This is a genomic window from Legionella genomosp. 1 (assembly GCF_900640215.1).
In the GTDB taxonomy this organism is placed as follows: Bacteria; Pseudomonadota; Gammaproteobacteria; order Legionellales; family Legionellaceae; genus Legionella_C; species Legionella_C quinlivanii_A.
In genome coordinates this window covers 98,582-119,230 of record NZ_CAAAJH010000008.1, presented here as the reverse complement: position 1 = coordinate 119,230, position 20,649 = coordinate 98,582, and the positions used below count along the sequence as shown (strand labels likewise).

The window sequence follows — 20,649 nt, the reverse complement described above, 5'->3', positions numbered from 1 at the left end:
AACCACAGCAAGTATCGATGCTATATTCTTTATAAGACAGCCTCTTATGTACAAACAAGCAGCAGATAGAAGAGTTAATTAGACTTGTCCTCATGACTTAACCGAGTATAATCAGACCCACACCTGCGAATTAAAGGATTAGAAATGGTAGCTAAAACACCCCTGCACTCCTTGCATCTGGAACTGGGTGCAAAAATGGTTAACTTTCATGACTGGGATATGCCTTTGCATTATGGTTCACAGTTGGAAGAACACCACATCGTGCGTAAGGCCGCGGGGATTTTTGATGTTTCGCATATGACGGTAGTCGACATCCTGGGAGCAGGAGGTCGTCAGTTCCTGCGCAAATTGCTGACCAATGATGTGGATCAGTTAGCTCACACCGGCCGGGCCTTATATAGCTGTATGTGCAATGAGCATGGCGGTATCATCGATGATTTGATTGTTTACCAGCGCGCTTCAGATAATTACCGCATCGTTCTCAATTCCGCTACCCGCGACAGGGATCTGGCCTGGATACGCGAAAAAAGTGCAGGCTTTTCCATTGGGCTGCAGGAAAGAACCGAGTTATCCATGCTGGCAGTGCAGGGTCCACAAGCCCTGGCCAAAACCCTGTCGGTTCTCACACCAGCACAGGCAGATGCTGTTTCCACACTCACCTGTTTTGAATGTGTCGATGTCAATGAATACTTTTTTGCCCGCACCGGCTATACCGGTGAAGAAGGTCTGGAGATCATTCTTCCTCCTGAAAACGCCAGAGCGTTATGGACATCATTAATACAGGCAGGGGTTAAACCTTGCGGCCTTGCAGCCCGGGATACTTTAAGACTGGAAGCAGGCATGTTGCTTTATGGGCAGGATATGGATGAAACCACCACACCTCTTGAATCGGGACTCGGCTGGACCGTTAAATGGCAACCCGAGGATCGCGATTTTATTGGCATGGGGGCCTTAATATCTCAAAAACAACATGGTGTTAAACGCAAACTGGTCGGCTTGATTCTCGAAGACAAAGGCATCATGCGTACCGGACAACGGGTTGCTGTACAAGGTGAGAATGACGGTATCATCACCAGCGGAACCTATTCCCCCACACTTGAAAAGTCAGTCGCTCTGGCCAGAGTACCTGCAGGTACTGGGGACGAGGTGCAGGTAGAGATCAGGGGTAAGTTGTTAAATGCAAAAGTGGTTAAGCCCCGATTTGTTAAAAATGGAGCACCTCTTTAATATGCATCTGTTTAGTCAGAAGTTTAACTGAAGTCTTTCAACATTAATAAAAGGATATCATGATGGTTATGAAATTTACTCCCACCCATGAATGGCTACAATTAGAAGAAGATGAATGCGTTGTTGGAATTACCGATCACGCACAGCAGCTATTGGGTGATATGGTTTTTGTTGAGTTGCCTGAAGAGGGAGATGAAGTCTCAGCAGGAGATGAAATCGGTGTAGTTGAATCAGTGAAAGCCGCTTCTGATTTCTACGCGCCAATCAGTGGTGTCATTGTAGCAGTCAACCATCAGGTCAGTGAAAATCCCGCGATAGTGAATGCCGATCCCTTTGGGGCTGGTTGGCTGGTGCGGATTAAAGCCAGTAATCCAGACGAATTAAACGGGCTCCTGAATCAAGCCGAATATGAGCAAGAGATTGCTGAGGACCATTAATTATGCCTTACATTCCCCATACAGAAGATGATATACAAGCCATGCTCGCCGAGATTGGCGTAAGCCAGACGCAGCAGTTATTCGACGAAATTCCCAAGGAGTTGCTGTATAACGAACTTAAAAATATGCCATCAGGCATCAGTGAAATGGCGATGCTAAAAAAAGCACAGCATATTGCCAATTTGAATGATAATGGCATTTGTTTCATCGGGGCTGGCAGCTATGAACATCATATTCCAGCCGCAGTATGGGATATTGCCTCACGTGGTGAGTTTTTAACAGCGTATACGCCTTATCAGGCAGAAGCCAGTCAGGGCACCCTGCAGCTGCTCTATGAGTTTCAGACAATGATAGCCGAGCTCACCGGCATGGAAGTGGCCAATGCCTCCATGTACGATGGGGCCACCGCCCTGGCAGAAGCCGTGCTGATGGCCGTTCGCATCAAAAAGCACAAGCAAACCAGCCGGGTATTGATCGCTGGAAGCGTCCATCCATTTTATCGACAGACACTGGAAACCATTGTTTGTAATCAGCACATTGAAGTAATCACGCTGCCTTTGGATATGGAACAGGGTATTACCGCCCTTTCCATTCTTGAACAATACAGCGGTCAGGATATCACTGCGCTGGTTGTATCCCAGCCTAACTTTTTTGGCTGCCTCGAGGAAGTGGATGCCATGACTGATTGGGCGAAAGCCAATCAGGTTATTAGCATTGCCTGTGCAAATCCCATTTCTCTGGGCTTACTCAAACCACCAGGACAATGGGGAGAAAGCGGTGTGGATATCGCTTGCGGCGAAGGCCAGCCCTTAGGCTGTCCAATGGCTTCCGGCGGTCCCTATTTTGGATTTTTCAGCACGCGGATGGAACATGTTCGCCAAATGCCTGGCCGCATTATCGGGCGAACGCTGGACAAAGAAGGTAAAACCGGATTCGCGCTGACTTTGCAGGCCAGAGAGCAGCATATTCGCCGGGAAAAGGCTACGTCCAACATTTGTACCAATCAGGGCTTACTGGTAACCGCCGCAACCATTCATCTGAGTTTACTGGGCGCCGAGGGACTTGAGCAGGTAGCGGCACATTGCCATGCCAATACGCAGTCTCTTGTTCAGGGTTTAAGCGCAATAGACGGTGTGCGCATTGCTTTCAAAGCACCGGTTTTCCATGAGTGTCTGCTGCAACTGGATAGTCCGGTGGAAGAAGTTCTTAAACGGCTGCATCAGGCAGGAATAGCTGGGGGCTATGCTGTTGAGTCGCATTATCCGGCCTTGAAAAACAGCCTGCTCATCTGTGCAACTGAAATGCGCTCGGCAGAAGAAATTGATCACTTCATTAATACGATGAAATGCATTATGGCTAAGTGAGGAAGTAATGGTCATCATTCAATTAACCTATAAAACGCCGCTGAGTGAGGTAGATAAATACCTTCAGGCTCATCGGGAATTTCTCGATTATTACTATAAACAGGGCCTTTTGGTTGCTTCAGGACCTATGAAACCGCGTACCGGCGGGATCATTATTGCCGCGACAACTGATCGTAAGTATCTCGAGTCAGTAATGGAAAAGGATCCTTATTACATGGCGGAAATTGCAGATTATAACTATATCGAATTTACACCAGTGAAACACTGCGCTGCACTCAAAAATTTAATTCAGGATACGGAGGGCAAATTATGTTGATTTTTGAACGCTCACAAGCCAAACGTCGTGCAGCAGCCCAGATCCCCTCATCCTGCACGAAAAGTTCTGGAATACCGGAAAAATTTTTGCGCCAGAAACCAGCCCGCTTGCCGGCATGTTCTGAGCTGCAGGTCATTCGGCACTTTACCCGTCTCTCGCAAAAGAATTTTTCGATTGACACCAATGTTTATCCTCTCGGCTCCTGCACGATGAAATACAATCCAAGAGGTGTTCACAAGGCAGCGTCAATTAATGGCTTTCTGAGCAGACACCCTTTGTCTGGTGAAGAATATAGCCAGGGTTATCTCCAGACGATGTATGAGCTGCAATCCTATCTGGCAGAAATTACCGGAATGGCAGGGGTTTCCCTGACCCCAATGGCCGGTTCACAAGGCGAATTTGCCGGTGTTGCCATGATTAAAGCCTATCACCAGTCCAGAGGAGACAGTGCGCGAACCGAGATGCTTATTCCGGATGCAGCACACGGCACTAATCCCGCCTCTGCAGTGATGTGCGGGTTTAAAGTCATCGAGATCAGCACGGCTAAAGATGGAGATATTGATCTGGAGGAACTGCGCAGCAAAGTGGGTCCAAAAACAGCGGGTATTATGCTGACGAATCCCTCCACCCTCGGGCTGTTCATGAAGCAGATTAAGGAAATTGCAGCCATTGTTCACCAGGCCGGTGGTTTACTCTATTATGATGGCGCAAATTTAAACGCCATTCTGGGTCGTGTCAGACCGGGCGATATGGGATTCGACGTTATGCATTTAAACCTGCATAAAACCTTTGCCACGCCCCATGGCGGCGGCGGCCCTGGCTCTGGTCCTATTGCCGTCAACAAACGGCTTCTGCCCTATATGCCTATTCCTGTGGTTGTAAAATCCGATGATAAGTATCGCTGGGCTACCCGGGAAGACTATCCTCAGAGCATTGGCCGCCTTTCCTGTTTCATGGGCAATGCCGGCATCCTTCTGCGAGCGTATTTCTATATTTGTGTTCTGGGTAAAGAAGGCCTTTTACGTGTTTCAGAGTTTGCAAGTCTTAATGCCAACTATCTGTTGAGCGTGTTAAGTAAAGCCGGGTTTACCGCCGCTTATCCAGAACGTCGGGCAAGCCATGAGTTTATTCTGACGCTTAGTCAGGAAAAGAAAAACTTCGGCGTCACGGCAATGGATTTGGCAAAACGCCTGCTCGACTATGGTTTCCATGCACCGACTACCTATTTTCCCTTATTGATTCCTGAATGTTTATTGATTGAGCCCACCGAAACAGAATCCAAGGAAGATCTGGACAGCCTGGCAGCTGCCATGCATGCTATACGCGACGAAGCCCAGAAAAACCCGGAATTACTGAAAGGAGCACCTCATAATTTACCAGTCAAACGTTTGGATGATGTGCGGGCCGCCCGCGAACTTGATTTAAATTATTTCAAATATCATCAGGATAATGAATAAACTCCAGGTTCATAAGCACGTTATGGGAAATACCAAGGGGAGTTTGAGTCTCCCCTTGACCAGGTAAATTCATTATTTAACCTGATCGATTTGATCAGCGCTGTGGACTGCTGATTCAATGCTCATAAAGTATCTTCTTGCTTTCGCGACTTGCCCATTCACATAGCGAAGATGAGCTTTTAAAGAAGGTGGACTTATGTCAAAAATACAACTTATCTTGGCTTCTATAACTGCTCTCCTGTGTAAATCAGGATTTGCCCATGAGCAGTGGCTATTAACGGCTAGCGAAATAGAACAACTAAAAAAGATGCCTCCACCTTCTCTATTTACCCAGCTTACTTCAGTAAATATGGCTCTGAGTGGTTTGGCATTAATTTGCCTGACGGCATGGGTTATTTTTAATTATCGCTATCCCAAGCCATATAAAAAGGGATTTCCAAACACTCTGGGATTGGCCTTGTTAAGTTTGCGCTTCTGGACCGGACTAATGCTTTGCCTGTGCGCATTAGGGTTGATGCCAAAAATAGGACTTCCCTATTTCGATTCACCGACCTTGCTAGCTCCTGACCTCTTAATTTCGGCTGATTTGAATTTTGTCCGATGGTTAGAGTTAATTCTTGGTATTTCATTCATCGTTGGCTTTTACACCCGTTTAAGTTCAGTTTTATTCTTGGGCTTGCAAGTGTTTGCGGCTTGTTATTTTGGTAAAGACTATTTTCAATATCTTGGCTTTTATCTGGCAATAGCGCTGTTTTTACTTATTCATGGTGGGGGTAAGTATTCATTGGATAAAACAACTATTCAGATTTCATACCCCGCTTTATTTATCGCCCAACTTTTTACTGGATTAAATTTCATTTATTCTGCGATTTCTATCAAACTATTCGCGCCTAATCTGGATATTGCTATTATTGAAAACAGGAATGCCTTCACTTTTGGTATTCCTGTGCCCGAATTTGTTTTTATCATGCTTATTGTGGAATTGTTATTTGGCTTGTGCTTTCTGCTTGGATGGCGTCTACCGCTACTCTCAAGTCTGCTTTTGGGCCTCTTTATATTCCTGGGAATCAGCTTATCGGAAAATTTACTGGCGCATAGCTTTATATATGGGCTGCTGACACTTTTCTTTCTGCTTGGAGGAACTCCTCTGCAGAGCCGACAACTTAGATAAACGATATCTGTCAACACCTTATCTCAATGAATAACATCTATGAGAGATCATCTGCTTCAACTATTTGATAGGATGAATAGCTAAAGTGAAACACATTGAGTTTTTCTTTTTGACAAGGCTTTCGGTTCTTCTTCACATTCGCCCCGCCTAAAGTCTGGCTTGGAAATTTTTGAAGCATAACTATCTGTTTTTAAAAACAAAAGAAAATACTTTTCGGAGTGAGCAAAATGAGTTATAACAGAATGGGTGGTATTAATTCCAAAGGCTGGATATTCCCGGATAGAATCTCCAAAGCTCATCTTCCTTAATGGAAGCGAACAATGGATTTAGACTACCTTATGTTCTGTAACAGGGATTGGCAGGACATGTTTGTATATGGGGAACTATTAACTAATAAAAATAGCCCTGAGTAATTAGAAATTTCATGGAGTGAAAAATGAATAGTAAGGTATTTTCACAGCGTTTTAATTCGGAGTTAGCTGTTTTAGGTTTCCCCGAAGAACTCGCTGAAAAAATAAAAGCAGTATCAAAAGTGTTTGGCGTTACCCGCCATTTAGCAAATGCGATGATTTTCGGTCATCTGCTTCCTTCCAGTGAGCAGTTGGATAAAATTGCGCAGATTCTTGAAATTTGTCCTCAGTGGTTGAGTGGGGCAACCGATAGAAAAAAACCTTATCCAGTCAGGAAAGAAACTGAGACTGCATAAAAAAAGCAAATCGTATATAATTCAATTATTAGTTGACTGATGCCGTTAGCAACGGGTTTTAAAACAGGTTTCATCGATGGAATGCCTTAGTTATTGTGTAGCCAATAGTATTGATTTAACACGTCTTGATCACTATTTTAAAGCAAGCGTGAAAGGCTTTTCTGCGATTAAATCACGTGATGTGCTCAAACTGACGCCCTTCACAGGCGAACAGTATGTGATTTTCATATTTAAAAATGGAACCGTAGTTTCCTGGGGGATCAAACGGCATCAGATTGACAATTATATTGAATTGTTTAAATTATACGCCGATAAACCTGTCTCGTTTTTGGTCCGCGACGAGTTCAGCTATCGGATCAGCGACAAAATCGCCATCGAACCGCATGATTATTTTGATGTTGACTGCATCAGCATTGATGACAACAGTGATGACTTGAAATTAAGCTTGTCTTACGGTTTTTCACAATCGGTTAAGCTGCAGTATTTTGAAACTAAAATTGATGCACTCATTGAAAAGTACAACCCTCTGATTCAAAGCCTGTCGCATAAAGGGCAAATGCCAATCAGCCGTAATCAGATCCGCCAGGTCATAGGTGAAATCCTGGGCGCTAAAAGCGAAATGAATTTAATCAGTAATTTTCTTTATCACCCTAAATATTTCTGGCAACACCCGACACTGGAGGAGTATTACACGATGCTGGAGCGGTATTTACACATCCCACGCCGGGTGAATGCCTTAAATCATCGTCTCGATACAATCAATGAAATCTTTGATATGTTTAATGGCTATCTCGAAAACCGTCATTCGCACAGTCTGGAGATCATCATTATCTTCCTAATCGCGATAGAAATAATCTTCGGCGTTTTAAATATTCATTTCTAAATTTACTCATTGCAAATTTTTCTGGATTGGATAGCATTGTGCTTTCAATGCCCTCCCTTAATTCCAGCATTTATGAATACTATTCAAACCGCTCAAAACAATCCGGTCCGATTTTCCACCGAAGTCCTCGCGGGGATTACCAGCTTTTTAACAATGGTGTATATCGTATTTGTAAACCCCGTGGTTTTACATGATGCTGGAATGGATCAGGGCGCGGTATTTACAGCCACCTGCCTGGTGACTGCAATAACCACCTTGCTGACCGGAATACTAGCCAATGCGCCTATCGGGGTCGCACCCGGTATGGCACTGAATATTTATTTTTCCTACAGTGTCGTTCTGGGCATGGGGATCCCCTGGCAACAGGCACTGGCCATGGTTTTTGTATCCGGATTTTTGTTTTTGTTACTAAGTCTTACCCCATTACGAAAAATACTGGTTGATTCAATTCCGGATAATCTGCAGCTAGCTATTCTTATTGGGATTAGCTTTCTGATAGCACTTATTGCGCTGCAATCCAATCAGATTATCATCAGTAATGCGCATACTCTTTTACAGATGGGAAATCTGGCAAGACCTGAAGCCGGACTCTTCTTTCTCGGTTTTATTCTTATTTTAATCTTTGACTATTTTAAAATATCTGGTGCCATTATTTTGAGTATCCTCTCGATTAGCCTCATTTCATTACTTACAGGGATGGTGACCTGGCAAGGGCTCTTTGCGCTCCCTCCTTCTTTAGCACCTACTTTTATGAAACTTGATTTTTCTTCATTCAGCTCTACAACTACTTTAAAGGCAACCTTTACGTTTTTCCTAATCGCTTTGTTTGATGCAACGGGAACCTTAATTGGTCTTTTGAATCAATCCCTGTTTAAAGATCAGAAGGATCATCAGCAACGAATCGCCAATAGTTTGTCAGCGGATGCCGCAGGCTCGATGCTGGCTGGATTATTGGGCTCAGCCAGTACCTCTCCTTTTATCGAATCCGCCGCTGGTATTGAAGCAGGCGGGCGTACAGGATGGACAGCTGCGGTCATTGCCGCCGGTTTTTTATTAATGCTTTTTTTCTTTCCACTGGCCAGGATGATCCCGGTTTATGCGGTAGGTCCGGCTTTACTTTATGTTGCCTGCTGCATGATGAAGCATATGGTGGATCTGAAACTGACGGATATGACGGAAATTGCTCCCTGCATGCTCACAATTATTATGATCCCTCTGACTTCGTCAATTGCAGACGGGATTGGGGCGGGAATTATTTTATATACTCTGCTAAAGTTGCTTTCGAGACAAGCTATAAAACCTTTTTTAATCATTTTAAGTCTCACTTTTATGGTATTTTTTCTCCTGAGTTAGTCTGGGTCCCGCATAAAGCGGGGACGAGGAGCAGGAAGTATGACATAGAAGCATAAGGTATTAAGAGTGTCTTAATAATTCTGCTATATAGTTATATACAAGGACACACCTCGTAACGGATTATCATGAACAGACCTGTCGCTCTTCTCGATATCGATAAAACACTGCTTTTTAATGCAAATGATTTAAACGAAAACCTGCTGAATGCTTTAAATCGAAACGGCATTAAGGACATTTATTTGTTCTCAGATATGAGGTTTCGTGTCCTGGAAACCGAGGAGCGAATTGAATTAATAAAAAAACTGGAAGCCAAAGGATTTACTGTACATGGCATTATTACGCCCTGTGATCTGGTTTGGAATCAAATGACAAAGGAAAATGCTCATCGGTTTGATCAGCTGCTGGTTAAAGCCAGGGAGACTGGTGAAAAAGAATATCTTTATACCGATAATGAATTTGATGATTTTATCAGCAAGCTGCGGGAAGATAATCCTTTTCTTGACAACTTATTGAAATACCAGCCCGATAAAAATATTCCAGGGGCGGCGTTTCAGGCAGCAAGAAAAGATTTTGAAGAATTAACTGCCAAAGATGGTTCAGTTCCTATGCCTAACGGACTCTTGGAAAGAAGTACATTTGCCAAGGGGTTTGCTGATCGCCTTGCTAACCGAATGAACTATAAGCACACCAAAGCCTTAATGCTGGACTTATTTTTAAAATATAAACCGGACTGGGTAAGCGACATTTTTATTGCTGATGATTTAACCGCAGTGATTGAATCCATTAAGGAGTACAGGGAGCAGCAATCACCTGATTTGGCAATTGCCACCTTACTTGTAACCAACAAATTAAACAACCGCGATTTATATCCGGATCAATCCGCGGAAGAATACGATAATGCATTAGCGGCAATTGCGCTTCTCACAAGGATTGCCGCGCAAATAGACACGCTTGAGCAATCCAGTATTTTCTTAAGAAACCCGGAATTGAAGATAAAAGCATTCCAAAATCTTCGTAGTGAATTAGTAAACGCTTTCAATGGAAATACCGAAGCCATAGTGGGAGACCTTATCGAAAATTGGGAACACTCGCCACCGATCGCCGGGAACCAATTTAAAAATTTAACGGCCTCAGAGATTATGGCGCAACATAGAAACTTTTTTTTCTCGACTGATCGAAAAAATACGGAAACCAGTACCCAGATTTTTATTACTGACTTAAAAAAGGATTTTGGTTCAACCACCTTTAATAAAGACGCGGACAGCAGTTTATCTCATTGCCAGGGCGCTTAAGGGCAGGAGTAAGCCAACAGTAAAGGGCACATACAACTGTCTTTGCGAGCGTCAGCGAAGCAATCTACTTCCTGACTTTATTTTAGTTGATCTGGCGTCGCTGACGCTCGCAAAGACGTACAGATTTTATTTTTTCTTTTTAATCAAGTCATAGAAATGCAGGCTCAAAGTTCGTGCCTCACTGTGATCGACTATCGGGCAAGGATAATCCTCACCAATACGAAATCCTTTTTCCTTCGTTGCCTGCCAGGGTTTGTGGATTAATGCCGCTGGCAGCTTGTTCAATTCAGGCACCCAGGTTTTGATATACTCGCCTTGGGGATCAAATTTTTCACTCTGCAATATTGGATTAAAAATACGAAAATAAGGAGCGGCATCCGCCCCGCTGCCAGCCACCCATTGCCAGCTAGCTGAATTGCTAGCTAAATCAGCATCTAACAAAGTATCCTGAAACCAGTCAGCCCCCTTTCGCCAGTCAACCAGCAAATCCTTAACCAGAAAGGAAGCCACGACCATTCGTACGCGGTTATGCATGTAGCCTGTGTGCCAGAGCTCTCGCATGCCGGCATCCACTAAAGGATATCCAGTTTGGCCTTTCTGCCAGGCATGCAGTAAAGAGAGATCATCCTGCCAGGGAAATTCATCAAATGCTGGCTGAAAGTTTTGCTCCGGGAGCTTTGGGAAATGATAAAGCAGATAATAGGAAAATTCCCGCCAACCTATCTCGGCTAAAAACTGATTCACTGAGGCTGAGGGCAACGTTTGAGATTCCTGCATCTGCAGCACTTGTCTGTAAATCATCGTCGGACTAATTTCGCCAAAATGCAAGTGCGGTGACAAGCGCGAGGTTCCAATACGCGCCGGGCAATCTCTTTGCTCTTTATAAGTTGAAAGCCCCTCATCAAGAAAATCGTTCAAACGCGCCTGTGCGCCCATCTCTCCAGGTTGCCAGTAATCGGAAAACCCGGCAGCCCAATTGGGTTTGTCAGGAAGTAAATCCCAATCCTCAATAATTTCAGAAGCAACTTTGGGACAAGATGGGAATTGAGTAATGGCAATGTTATCGGGTAAATCCAGCTGCTTTTGAGCTTGCTTCCAATAGGCAGTGAATACCTTGAAATACCCTCCTTGCGTAGTCTGCAAAGTCCAGGGTTCAGCTAATAAACTGCCGTTACAGGAATGAACCTTAATGCCCCTGTCTTTCAGAATGGCTTTTATTTTCCGATCGCGCTCAATAGTGGCAGGCTCATAGCAACGATTCCAGTAAACAGCCTCCACCTGATGTTCCTCAATCAATTGCAATAGAATATCTAATGAGGTGCCGGTTTTGAGACATAATTTCAAATTTCTTTTTTCCAGCTCTTTCTGATGCGCCAGCAAGCTATGATGCAGCCACCAGTTTTGCGCACTACCCAAGACGACAGACGTTTCCTCATCCCGAATATATAGCGGAATTAAGCGGGCATTTTCACAGGCGGCGGCAAAGGCAGGATTGTCTTCGCAGCGTAAATCGGCACGAAACCACATGATAGCAGTTGTCATAATTTTCCTTGTTCATCATTGCTGGATATTTTAACTGTATTGCCCTACGCTTTGTAATAGTGATGTTTTTAATAGCATTATTTTTCTGCCTGGCCTATACAAGATAGCATTTTGGTCCTTGGAATAAATAGTATCTACACATCAGTGCTGGCTCAAGGGAATACAATGAACAAATTAATTTGCTTTATTTTCCTGATAGGTAGCAGTATGTCTGTTTTTGCAAAACCCGCTGAAGCAATTTTTGCTGGCGGCTGTTTTTGGTTTATGGAGGCGGATTTTTATCAACAGAAAGGAGTCCTTGCCACTGTCACTGGTTTTGATGGCGGCACAACACCAGAGCCGACATATGACGATGTCACCGCTGGACGTACTAATTATACTGAAGCTGTGCGTATCATTTATAATCCCGATCAGATAAGCTATAAGCAACTACTGGATTATTTCTGGCGCCATATTGATCCAACAACAAAAGACGCGCAATTCTGTGAACGCGGGCGTCAATACCGTGCAGCTATTTTTTACCTGAATGACAACCAAAAACGAATAGCCCTGCAAAGTAAAAAAGAGTTGGAAAAAAAATTTCCAAAAATTTACACTGAGATACTGCCTTCAACAACCTTCTATGCCGCAGAGGATTATCATCAGAATTATTCTCAGAAAAACCCGCTGCGATACCGCTACTATCGCTACCGCTGCGGCCGTGACAGCCGGCTGGAAGAAGTTTGGGGTAACCGCTAATTTTTATTAGAGCTTAACGATTAAGCGCACAGAGAATCTATGCAATGGAGATGTATGACAACACACAAGACCAGTTCCAAAATACGTAATTTTTTTAAAAAGCTCGGTCCAGGTCTGATTACTGGCGCCAGCGACGATGACCCCTCCGGCATCGCGACCTATTCTCAGGCGGGAGCCCAATTTGGTTTAAGCACTTTATGGACGGCCTTATTTACCTTTCCACTGATGACCGTCATTCAGGAAATGTGCGCCCGCATTGGCAAAGTCACTTGCAAGGGCTTGGCCAGTAACATTAAAGAGCAGTATCCCCGCCCACTTATATATTTTATTGCTCTGCTTACTGTGCCGGCAATTATTTTAAATATAAGTGCTGACATCGCGGGTATGGGGGCAGTCAGCCATCTGGTTATACCTCAAATCCCCGCTGCCATTTTTTCAATATTGTTTACTTTTCTTCTGGCCATAGGAATGGTTTTTTGTTCCTACCAGAAGATTGTCGCAGTTTTAAAATACTTGTGCTTATCGCTTTTCCTTTATTTGATTATTCCTTTTCTGGTAAATCCCAATGCCTGGCAGGTAATAAAGAATACCCTGATCCCTCATATTCAGTTTAACAAGCAATATCTGGGCATTCTGGTTGCGATATTAGGAACCACTATTTCACCTTATTTATTTTTTTGGCAAGCCACGATGGAGGCGGAGGAAAGCAGTAAAAAACAGTCTTCATTCATAACACGCTCATCGCTTACTGCTATGACCGGGGATGTCAGTTTTGGGATGTTCAGCTCCAATCTGGTGATGTATTTTATAATTCTAACCACGGGTACTGTACTGTACAAAGCCGGTATTAATGACATACAAACCGTGGAGCAGGCAGCCAAAGCGCTGGAACCCTTAGCCGGTGAATTATCCTACTTCCTGTTTGCGCTCGGCATCATTGGAACGGGGCTTTTAGCAATTCCGGTATTAAGCGGCTGTTTGTCCTATATGCTGACTACCCTTTTTGATTTGAAAAGCGGACTGGATAACTCCTTTTCCTCGGCAAAAGAATTTTATCTGATTATTATTGTTTCTTTAATCATCGCATTGCTTATCAATTTTACAGGTTTTAACCCCATCGAAGCCTTGTTAATGACCGCCATTCTGTATGGTTTAACAGCACCGGTACTCATACTGATTATTCTGCATATCGCTAATAACAAGAAGATAATGGGAAAATTTACCAATGGCTGGTTATCAAACCTGATTGGCATTTTGGCGTTTTTACTGATGTCGGCAGCCGCTTTATTATTGCTTTATCTGGAGTTTTTTAATTTATAATTAATAGTAACTCCCCCACGTCATCCCAAGCGCAGCGAGGGATCCCCCTGCAGTTGCACACACTAAAATATTGTCTGGTCGCGAGAAAAGAAGCATGGTTTGATTAATGAGTTGAATCCCGATGGTATAATTTATACCGATCGATATGCTAAAGACCGTGCCATTGCCGGGAGATCCCTCGCTGCGCTCGGGATGACGTAAAGCTAATATCTTCAGTCAGCCCTGTTTCCAGTCGGTTTTCTGCTGATTCTAGCGGGGTTAAGGTTATTGGTAATTCGAGAGACAATTCTGTCGACCCGTCGTTGCAGCATGATTTCAATCATGACAGTTTCATTCGGGTGAAGAATTTTGTGAATGTCGGCAATCCAGCAGCCTGTAATAGGCGAGCGCCTGATTACTGGCCTCCGGATGAGCCTTGATACGAAACCCGAGCTTACCTTGCATTTTTGGCGTATTAATACCGGCTTCCATGATATCGTAATCGAGAAAATAGGTTAATTTTCCCCGAGCATACTGGTTTCGTTGGCGATCTGCGAAAAAACCCGCAGGAAGTGCGTTTTCGCAATATTGAGGGCCGGCAGTCAGATAAAGATCATAATCGTCCAAATGATTGCCCCGATCGTCAATCAATCGAAATATAATCATGGAATAGCGATTGGTAATATACTCACGCTTATAAAGGGGCGTTCTCACCACCTCTCTGTGTTCACTTTCCTGAGTTTCTTTAGTTAATTTATCAAGCTCTTTTGCCAATGCATTATAAGAGTCACGACTTTTCACCTGAAGACATCGTAAAACCCAAATCGCCGTGGGATGCGTGGCAGCATTGGCCATCGTAATACTGCGGATGATGCCCATTTTTTTACCGGAATGCGAACATCCAGGGAGTATTCCCATTGCCATTGGCTGTGTGCGTCTCATTTTGGCGACGACAAGATTCTCGCCATTATTTCCCTCCTGATGCACTTTTAACAGACTATAATTCATGTTTGCAGCAGCGACACGAATAATGCCATCCGATCCGGCTTCTCCGGTATAAGAATTAACCGCATCATAGAGCTGGCGGTCAATACTTTGTCCTGTAAGCACAAAGGAATAAATGCCGTTTGCAGTGCAATCATAGTCAAGCCAGCTTTCATTAAGCTGCCAGCTCATCTCGCTTCCAAGTTCAAGCCAATCCAGTATATGCCGTCCCGGTTCAATTCCCTCAAAAAAGCTCTTTATACGGCCCAGACGCGATTTACCAAGTTGCGCCAGTGCCGAACCATGATTCGCGGGCGCCAGCATGATAAGATGACTTAGCGGGCATTTGGAAAGATTGTTTTTGTAGTATAAGTCCATCCATTTGCGAACCACAGGACCGCCTGTGGAGTGGGTGATACAGGCAAAACGCCCTCCATTGCGAAGTTTCTCAGCAACTTCATCACGCACGGCCTGATCAAAGGCGCGCGCAATATCGTCAACGGTCACCGTATCATCAAAACTAATATACTGTCCCAGATAAATATTCCCAACCTGAAGGCCCAGTTTTCCGTCTTTACTCTGACTTTCAAGCCATTGAGGAAGCTCTCCATAGGTATTGGTATGCGTAACACTCCAGCCGTGGAGAAAGATAACAACCATAACTTTCCTTAACTTATTGATCCTGAAAACACGCCTAGACTTTATGGCTGGCAATTATATAAATCATTTGTGGACGCAACAAGTTATTACTTGATTAACCATCACACCAGTAAGAGATTACTATGTGATCTTTAGTATGCAATGATGTATCATTCATTGTCATTTTGTATTGAAAAAATCATGCGCGAAATTTATCTACAACGCCTTGGGGTTTTTCTCGAGCGCATTAACCGTCTAAAGCTTGATGAGCCCTCACTATTAGCACAGATATCTATTTTTCAGAATCAACTTGCCAGTCCTGAGTTTCACAGTGAGGGCCTGGAACAACGTTTGCAGGAAATTGAACAGTTAACAAATAATCTATGCATCGCTAAAGAAGCATGTGACTATGTAAACCGCAGAATGAGGGCTGCAAACAAGCCCTTGTCTCCTGCTGGCATGCGTATCCTTGAGGACTTTCGTACAAAGATGAATGATACGCAGTTACGGCAAGTATTTAACCGCTTTAAAGAACGACGCGAACAAATAGAATATCCTGAGTTTGAGCAAACGGCATTTAGAAAGGGAACTGGCTATAACATGAGCATGTGGTATTACCATGCTCATAGCCGAAGCCCTGTCTTTGGGAATTGTTCTGAACAGGCAAACTGCGCTTTTGTTTTCCTGTATAGTCTGGCGCGGGAAGCAGCCAGTAATCATGTTGCTTCGCCAGTGCATAGCCTTTATCGTATTGACATTAAAAATGAGCGCGGCGGACATACCCTCCTGTTAATGAATCTTGAGCATGCCGGCTTATTTCCAAAAACCGCAGAAGAATTAATATCCTATTGTGCAAGCCTTCCAGCAACAGTAATTGTTATCGATCCCTGGAATAAAAAACGTCCTTATTATCCTGCGATTGAGATGAAACAATATATGCCCTCTTGCGGCCAAACGGGCCTGGTAAATATAGAATTCGGTTTGAAATTTAGCGCATTGGAAGAAGCAGAAATCAAGCCTCGTTTATAAAAACTGTTAATTGCTTGAGTCCACCAATGACATGCGAGATATTGCCTTAACATTAGCTTAATATTGCTCTGGTATTATTCAGTCGAAAATTGTAGCTGAATGGAACGCAATATGAAATCAGAAAAGCTCCTGGAAATTCTCAACAAAATACATGCCCCTTTCCAAATTCTAACCACCCTTTCTCAGGAAAATTTCACAGTGAATGAGTTAACTGAAGAAGGCGATTCTATTTTTCATCTATTGCTGCGAACAAAACATGCAAAACAATATGATTTTTATCAATTTCTTGAGCAACTGATTTCAGCAGGGGGAAATCCAAATGTTGTTGATCAGCAAGGGCGATCTTTTCTAACTTGTTATTTGGAAATTGGCTCGACTTATTCAGATGATACCTTGAAACATCTGCTTGAATCTGAATGCCTTGATATTCAGCAAAAAGTTGGCAGTGACGGCTATAGTCTTTTTGAGCTTGTTTGTAATTCAAGCTCTTACTCAATACGCGATTTATATAAGGTTTTATTAAGACATGAAAAGTTTGATCTTAATCAAAGAACCTCTAAGCATAACTCTGTATTGCTCCATCTGATTTGTGAACTGAAATTATCGAATGTGCAGCAGTTGGAAGCTATAGTGACTAACACAAAAACTGATATTAATGTTCAAAATCCAGATGGAAAAACAGCCCTCGCCTGCATTTTAACGGATGGGTCGTTCAAAGATATAGAGCTGCTAAAGCAATTCATTAAGCACCCCGCATTCAATATCAACATGCTGGATAATCAAGGTAATAACTATCTGCAGCTCGTCGTTCTTCATTGCAATGTACAGGCTGATGGCATTGCAAAATTACTGGTTCAGAGCGGAATTGATGTCACACATAAAAATAACGAGGGCAAATCAGTATTTGATCTGATTATTGAAAACAAAGCCAGGCGTTCAGAGTATGCCAATAATCAGTTGCTGCTTGAAACCCTTAAACTTCATCCCTCCTCCTTACTCGAAAGCTATAAAAACGGTAAAACAATATTGGCGGAGTTAATGAAAAGCTACGATTACAGCATTCAATCGCAGTTGAATACTTTATTAGATCGCTGCATTAACCTGCCGGCATTTAATATAAACACCCTGGATAATGAGGGGAATAATTATCTGCAACTGCTGGTTCGTTACAATAATAATCCCGGTGATGGTGCAAGACAATTGATTCAAAAAGGGGTTAATCCAGAGCATAAAAATCATGAGGGAAAAACAGTATTTGATTTGATTAAACTTAAAATCAGACGTGCAGAATTCATAATTGAAATTCTTAAGCTTAAGCCTTCTACACTGCTTGCCAGATATCTTAACGGCGAATCAATATTGGGAAGGCTGCTTAGAAAGCGGGATAATGCCGTCAGAGACGAATTCGCTGGTTTACTTGAGCTATGCAAGGGTCAGCCTGGCAGTAGTGAATTTATTAACAAACTAATCATAGACTGCATCGATGACTTCCAGAAGTTTCGGATATCTACTGAGGAAATGGATATCTTATTTGAGGGAATTCTGCGCGCAAAAATTGATATTGACATTGAATATATTCTCGTAATGACAGCGACTGGTTCTTCGAATATTCACAAGCAGGATATCGCAAATTATCTTAAAAAAATAAAACCTGATTTTGATTTTAATCAAATCTTCCGCTATATAGAAAACCTGACTGAAGAAGACTCGATAAAACGGCAACGAGGATTAGAGGTCTTTGAACTACTCGGCATATCAATTGATTGTTTTGACCCGACAGTTCTAGCCTGGGAAGAGCGATTTCTTCGCAGTAAAAAAGCAGATAAACTCGAAGCCGACTCAACAATGTTTGGTCATTTATTTTCACTGAATGGTTCTATACCAGTTAATAATAAACTTAAAAAATTAACTGGCTCGTTCACTTCTGAGACGACTCCTTTCATGGTTCATTTAATGAATGCCTATGTGTCACATTGTGAGAGCAGTGGAGCACATCATGAGCAGTTGGAAGCGATTAGGCAAGTAAGAAACATGACCGTCAAAGCGATGCGATATTTTTTTGCCGCTAACCCCTTTTTTGGCTATTCGCCAAAAGCAGGCCATTTTACAGACTCGATTTTATCAGATATTCAGAGTGGAGGGGTGGAAATAGTCACTGGATGGAAAGGGCATGCAATAGACCTCATCATTAAGCAAGATGACCTGTATCGCAATAACGCTGGCGGCTGCAGTACTGATGCCACCACAGAAGAATATAAAATAACCAGGCCCGATCAATTAACTGACACATTATTCAAAAGGCTTTTTCAGTATAATAGCAGAAAAGAAAATAAAACCTATATTCAACAGGATTTACATGAAATCCTCGGTTTGGAGTTCTCTCAGAGTCATGGTGATCATTTTCAAACAGTTGGAAATTGCGGACTCTACAGCCAGTTAATTGCTTTAAAAACCAAATATCGCCTGTTTTTACCCCAGGAGATTGCAGATCGAATTTATGAAGACAGTATCGAGTTTTTTGAACAGTTCTTTCTGAAAGAATATCTTTCATATTATGCTAAAAATGCAGCTCTGCCACATATTTTAATGCGTTTAATCAATCAGAAACTATTAGCTGAGAATAAGCTGGAACTGATAGAAACACTGATAAACAAGCATTTTACCTCTGCAACCAGCCAGGATATCCTGCAAACTGAATTCATGATTAAACGATGGCTATTGATTATCAATGACGAATCCACCGAACAATTCGACGAGCAACTGCAGCGCCTTTCCATTGTTCTTGACCCTGGCTCGAACCGGCGCCGACAAATTCTGGATCGCTTTCTTAAAAATCAGATCACTGCAGATGATTTGGATGAAATAAAATCATGGTCTTCTGAGGAACAAACGTTTCAGGGCTATCATCTGTTACATATTGCTGTATTGAATGACAATATATCCCTTGCCTCCTCTTTGCTGGCGCTATTCCCGAAAGCAGTGAATTTAAAAAACTGGTTTGATGATGAACCTCTGTGTCTGGTGAAGTCTGTGGAGATGATTAATCTTCTGGTAAATGCTGGAGCACGTGTGGACGAAGCCAAGCCTGATAATCCCCTGGACAATGCAGTAAGAAAGAATCGGCTGGATCTGGTTCTTGCCTTGCTTAAACATGGGGCAAAGTTCAGTAAACATACGGCATATTATGCCGCTACAAAAGATCCGAAGATTGTGGAAGCGATAATGGAGCATCATCCAGAGGCAATAAAAAAATGCACCCACAGCGGCCGCTCGGCTGTGCATGCGGCTGCAAATGGGGGCCATAACGAAAACCTGCGTTCCCTGATCTATTACGGTGGTGCACATCCTGCTGCAAGAGATGTTAATGGCATAACCCCCTTGTATCTGGCGCTTAAAAAAGACCGTAAGGACACTGCCGAATTGTTATTGAGTTATCCAGGCACCCTGTTCAAACCATATCGCGGCGATTCACTGACTAAAATGGTGAAAGAGGATGAGCCGTTAAGAGAGAAAATTAAGGCTGAGAAAAAACAACGTAAAACCGATGTTGAGCATTTCAAGCAATTTCAAAGCCCAAATCCAGAGATTGCGGAAGAAAAAATTGCTGAAGAAGACATTGCAGAAAAAAACATAAACTCTCTGATTATTGCAATTCGTAACCATGACCTGCATGCTATTCGCGGCGCTTTACATAGTTACCGGGAGATAAACGTATTTCAATCCAGCAATCTTTTTTGTACAAGCCCACTTGTGGAAGCCATGCACAATCTGGCTGGTACAAAAGGCGAGGAATACAATAAGAGATTTGAGCTGATCAAACTCCTGTTGAATACGCCAGGCATTGATATGAATAGCACTACATCCTCTACTGAGCCCCATTTGTTTTGGGCGACCTCTATCAATGATGTGAGGCTTCTTGAACTCTTTCTAAAAGACAAGAAACTTAACCCTAACCAACAGGACAATATTGGATACACCGCTCTCCATGATGCAGTAGAACGCGGCCATCTCGAGTGCGTTAAACGCCTGCTGCAAGATTCCAGAGTTGATAGCAGCATCGTGAACCATCAGGGCAAGACTGCTGCAGAATTACAAGGCTTCGGCGATTACAGGAAAGAGGATAGAATCAGAGAATGCCGCGAAGAGGTTGTCAGGCATCAGCAAGAGAATGCATTATCAACACGGTGTGGACCAGGAGGCTAGAATTATTTT

At 43.1% G+C, this 20,649-nt stretch carries 16 protein-coding genes and 1 pseudogene; 14 read left to right on the top strand and 3 right to left on the bottom strand.

The genetic code is table 11. The features are described 5' to 3' along the window. Positions 1-144: 144 nt before the first annotated feature. The 6 genes from gcvT to E1O89_RS09405 all read left to right on the top strand — a co-directional run bounded on the left by gcvT (position 145) and on the right by E1O89_RS09405 (position 5,972). Positions 145-1,227 (top strand): glycine cleavage system aminomethyltransferase GcvT, encoded by a 1,083-nt coding sequence (gcvT, locus tag E1O89_RS09430; protein ID WP_133139945.1) that lies wholly within the window; start codon positions 145-147, stop codon positions 1,225-1,227. A gap of 59 nt (positions 1,228-1,286) precedes the next feature. Further along, positions 1,287-1,664: a glycine cleavage system protein GcvH gene (gene gcvH, locus E1O89_RS09425; protein ID WP_112219443.1), complete on the top strand. Its 378-nt coding sequence runs from the start codon at positions 1,287-1,289 to the stop codon at positions 1,662-1,664. Positions 1,665-1,666: 2 nt separating this feature from the next. Further along, positions 1,667-3,028 carry an aminomethyl-transferring glycine dehydrogenase subunit GcvPA gene (gcvPA, locus tag E1O89_RS09420; RefSeq protein WP_133139944.1) on the top strand — a complete coding sequence of 454 codons (1,362 nt, stop codon included), beginning with the start codon at positions 1,667-1,669 and terminating at the stop codon, positions 3,026-3,028. Positions 3,029-3,035: 7 nt separating this feature from the next. After that, on the top strand, positions 3,036-3,344 hold the full coding sequence (locus E1O89_RS09415; protein WP_133139943.1) for a YciI family protein: 309 nt from the start codon (positions 3,036-3,038) through the stop codon (positions 3,342-3,344). Further along, on the top strand, positions 3,338-4,801 hold the full coding sequence (gene gcvPB, locus E1O89_RS09410; RefSeq protein WP_133139942.1) for an aminomethyl-transferring glycine dehydrogenase subunit GcvPB: 1,464 nt from the start codon (positions 3,338-3,340) through the stop codon (positions 4,799-4,801). Before E1O89_RS09415 ends, gcvPB begins: the two co-directional genes overlap by 7 nt. A 196-nt stretch (positions 4,802-4,997) precedes the next feature. Then, a complete protein-coding gene (locus E1O89_RS09405; protein ID WP_133139941.1) occupies positions 4,998-5,972 on the top strand; it encodes a DoxX family protein in 975 nt (324 codons plus the stop codon). A gap of 37 nt (positions 5,973-6,009) precedes the next feature. Here the strand turns inward: E1O89_RS09405 and E1O89_RS15440 are convergent, their stop codons facing one another. Then, entirely contained in the window at positions 6,010-6,150 is a 141-nt protein-coding gene (locus tag E1O89_RS15440) for a hypothetical protein (RefSeq protein WP_165483116.1), read from the bottom strand. Between the two features lie 258 nt (positions 6,151-6,408). Between E1O89_RS15440 and E1O89_RS09400 the strand changes: the two genes are divergently transcribed. The 4 genes from E1O89_RS09400 to E1O89_RS09385 all read left to right on the top strand — a co-directional run bounded on the left by E1O89_RS09400 (position 6,409) and on the right by E1O89_RS09385 (position 10,206). Further along, positions 6,409-6,678 carry a hypothetical protein gene (locus E1O89_RS09400; protein WP_112219447.1) on the top strand — a complete coding sequence of 90 codons (270 nt, stop codon included), beginning with the start codon at positions 6,409-6,411 and terminating at the stop codon, positions 6,676-6,678. 76 nt (positions 6,679-6,754) lie between these two features. Next, positions 6,755-7,561, top strand: a complete 807-nt coding sequence (locus tag E1O89_RS09395; RefSeq protein WP_112219448.1) for an RMD1 family protein — start codon at positions 6,755-6,757, stop codon at positions 7,559-7,561. A gap of 72 nt (positions 7,562-7,633) precedes the next feature. Next, positions 7,634-8,914, top strand: coding sequence for an NCS2 family permease (locus E1O89_RS09390; protein ID WP_133139940.1), 1,281 nt, complete (start codon positions 7,634-7,636; stop codon positions 8,912-8,914). Positions 8,915-9,039: 125 nt separating this feature from the next. Continuing rightward, a complete protein-coding gene (locus E1O89_RS09385) occupies positions 9,040-10,206 on the top strand; it encodes a hypothetical protein (RefSeq protein ID WP_133139939.1) in 1,167 nt (388 codons plus the stop codon). A gap of 126 nt (positions 10,207-10,332) precedes the next feature. Here the strand turns inward: E1O89_RS09385 and E1O89_RS09380 are convergent, their stop codons facing one another. Next, a complete protein-coding gene (locus E1O89_RS09380; RefSeq protein WP_133139938.1) occupies positions 10,333-11,748 on the bottom strand; it encodes a cryptochrome/photolyase family protein in 1,416 nt (471 codons plus the stop codon). 165 nt (positions 11,749-11,913) lie between these two features. Here E1O89_RS09380 and msrA point away from each other — a divergent pair, with 165 nt between their 5' ends. Together msrA and E1O89_RS09370 are read left to right on the top strand one after the other, a co-directional pair. Next, on the top strand, positions 11,914-12,486 hold the full coding sequence (msrA, locus tag E1O89_RS09375) for a peptide-methionine (S)-S-oxide reductase MsrA (protein WP_133139937.1): 573 nt from the start codon (positions 11,914-11,916) through the stop codon (positions 12,484-12,486). Positions 12,487-12,540: 54 nt separating this feature from the next. Continuing rightward, entirely contained in the window at positions 12,541-13,806 is a 1,266-nt protein-coding gene (locus E1O89_RS09370; RefSeq protein WP_133139936.1) for an NRAMP family divalent metal transporter, read from the top strand. Positions 13,807-14,018: 212 nt separating this feature from the next. Here E1O89_RS09370 and plaB read toward each other — a convergent pair. Continuing rightward, positions 14,019-15,429: pseudogene (plaB, locus tag E1O89_RS09365) on the bottom strand (phospholipase PlaB). 180 nt (positions 15,430-15,609) lie between these two features. On the opposite strand from plaB, the gene E1O89_RS09360 reads away from it, so the two are divergent. Beyond that, entirely contained in the window at positions 15,610-16,437 is an 828-nt protein-coding gene (locus E1O89_RS09360; protein WP_133139935.1) for a hypothetical protein, read from the top strand. A gap of 111 nt (positions 16,438-16,548) precedes the next feature. Continuing rightward, a complete protein-coding gene (locus tag E1O89_RS09355; protein WP_165483115.1) occupies positions 16,549-20,640 on the top strand; it encodes an ankyrin repeat domain-containing protein in 4,092 nt (1,363 codons plus the stop codon). Positions 20,641-20,649: the final 9 nt, after the last annotated feature.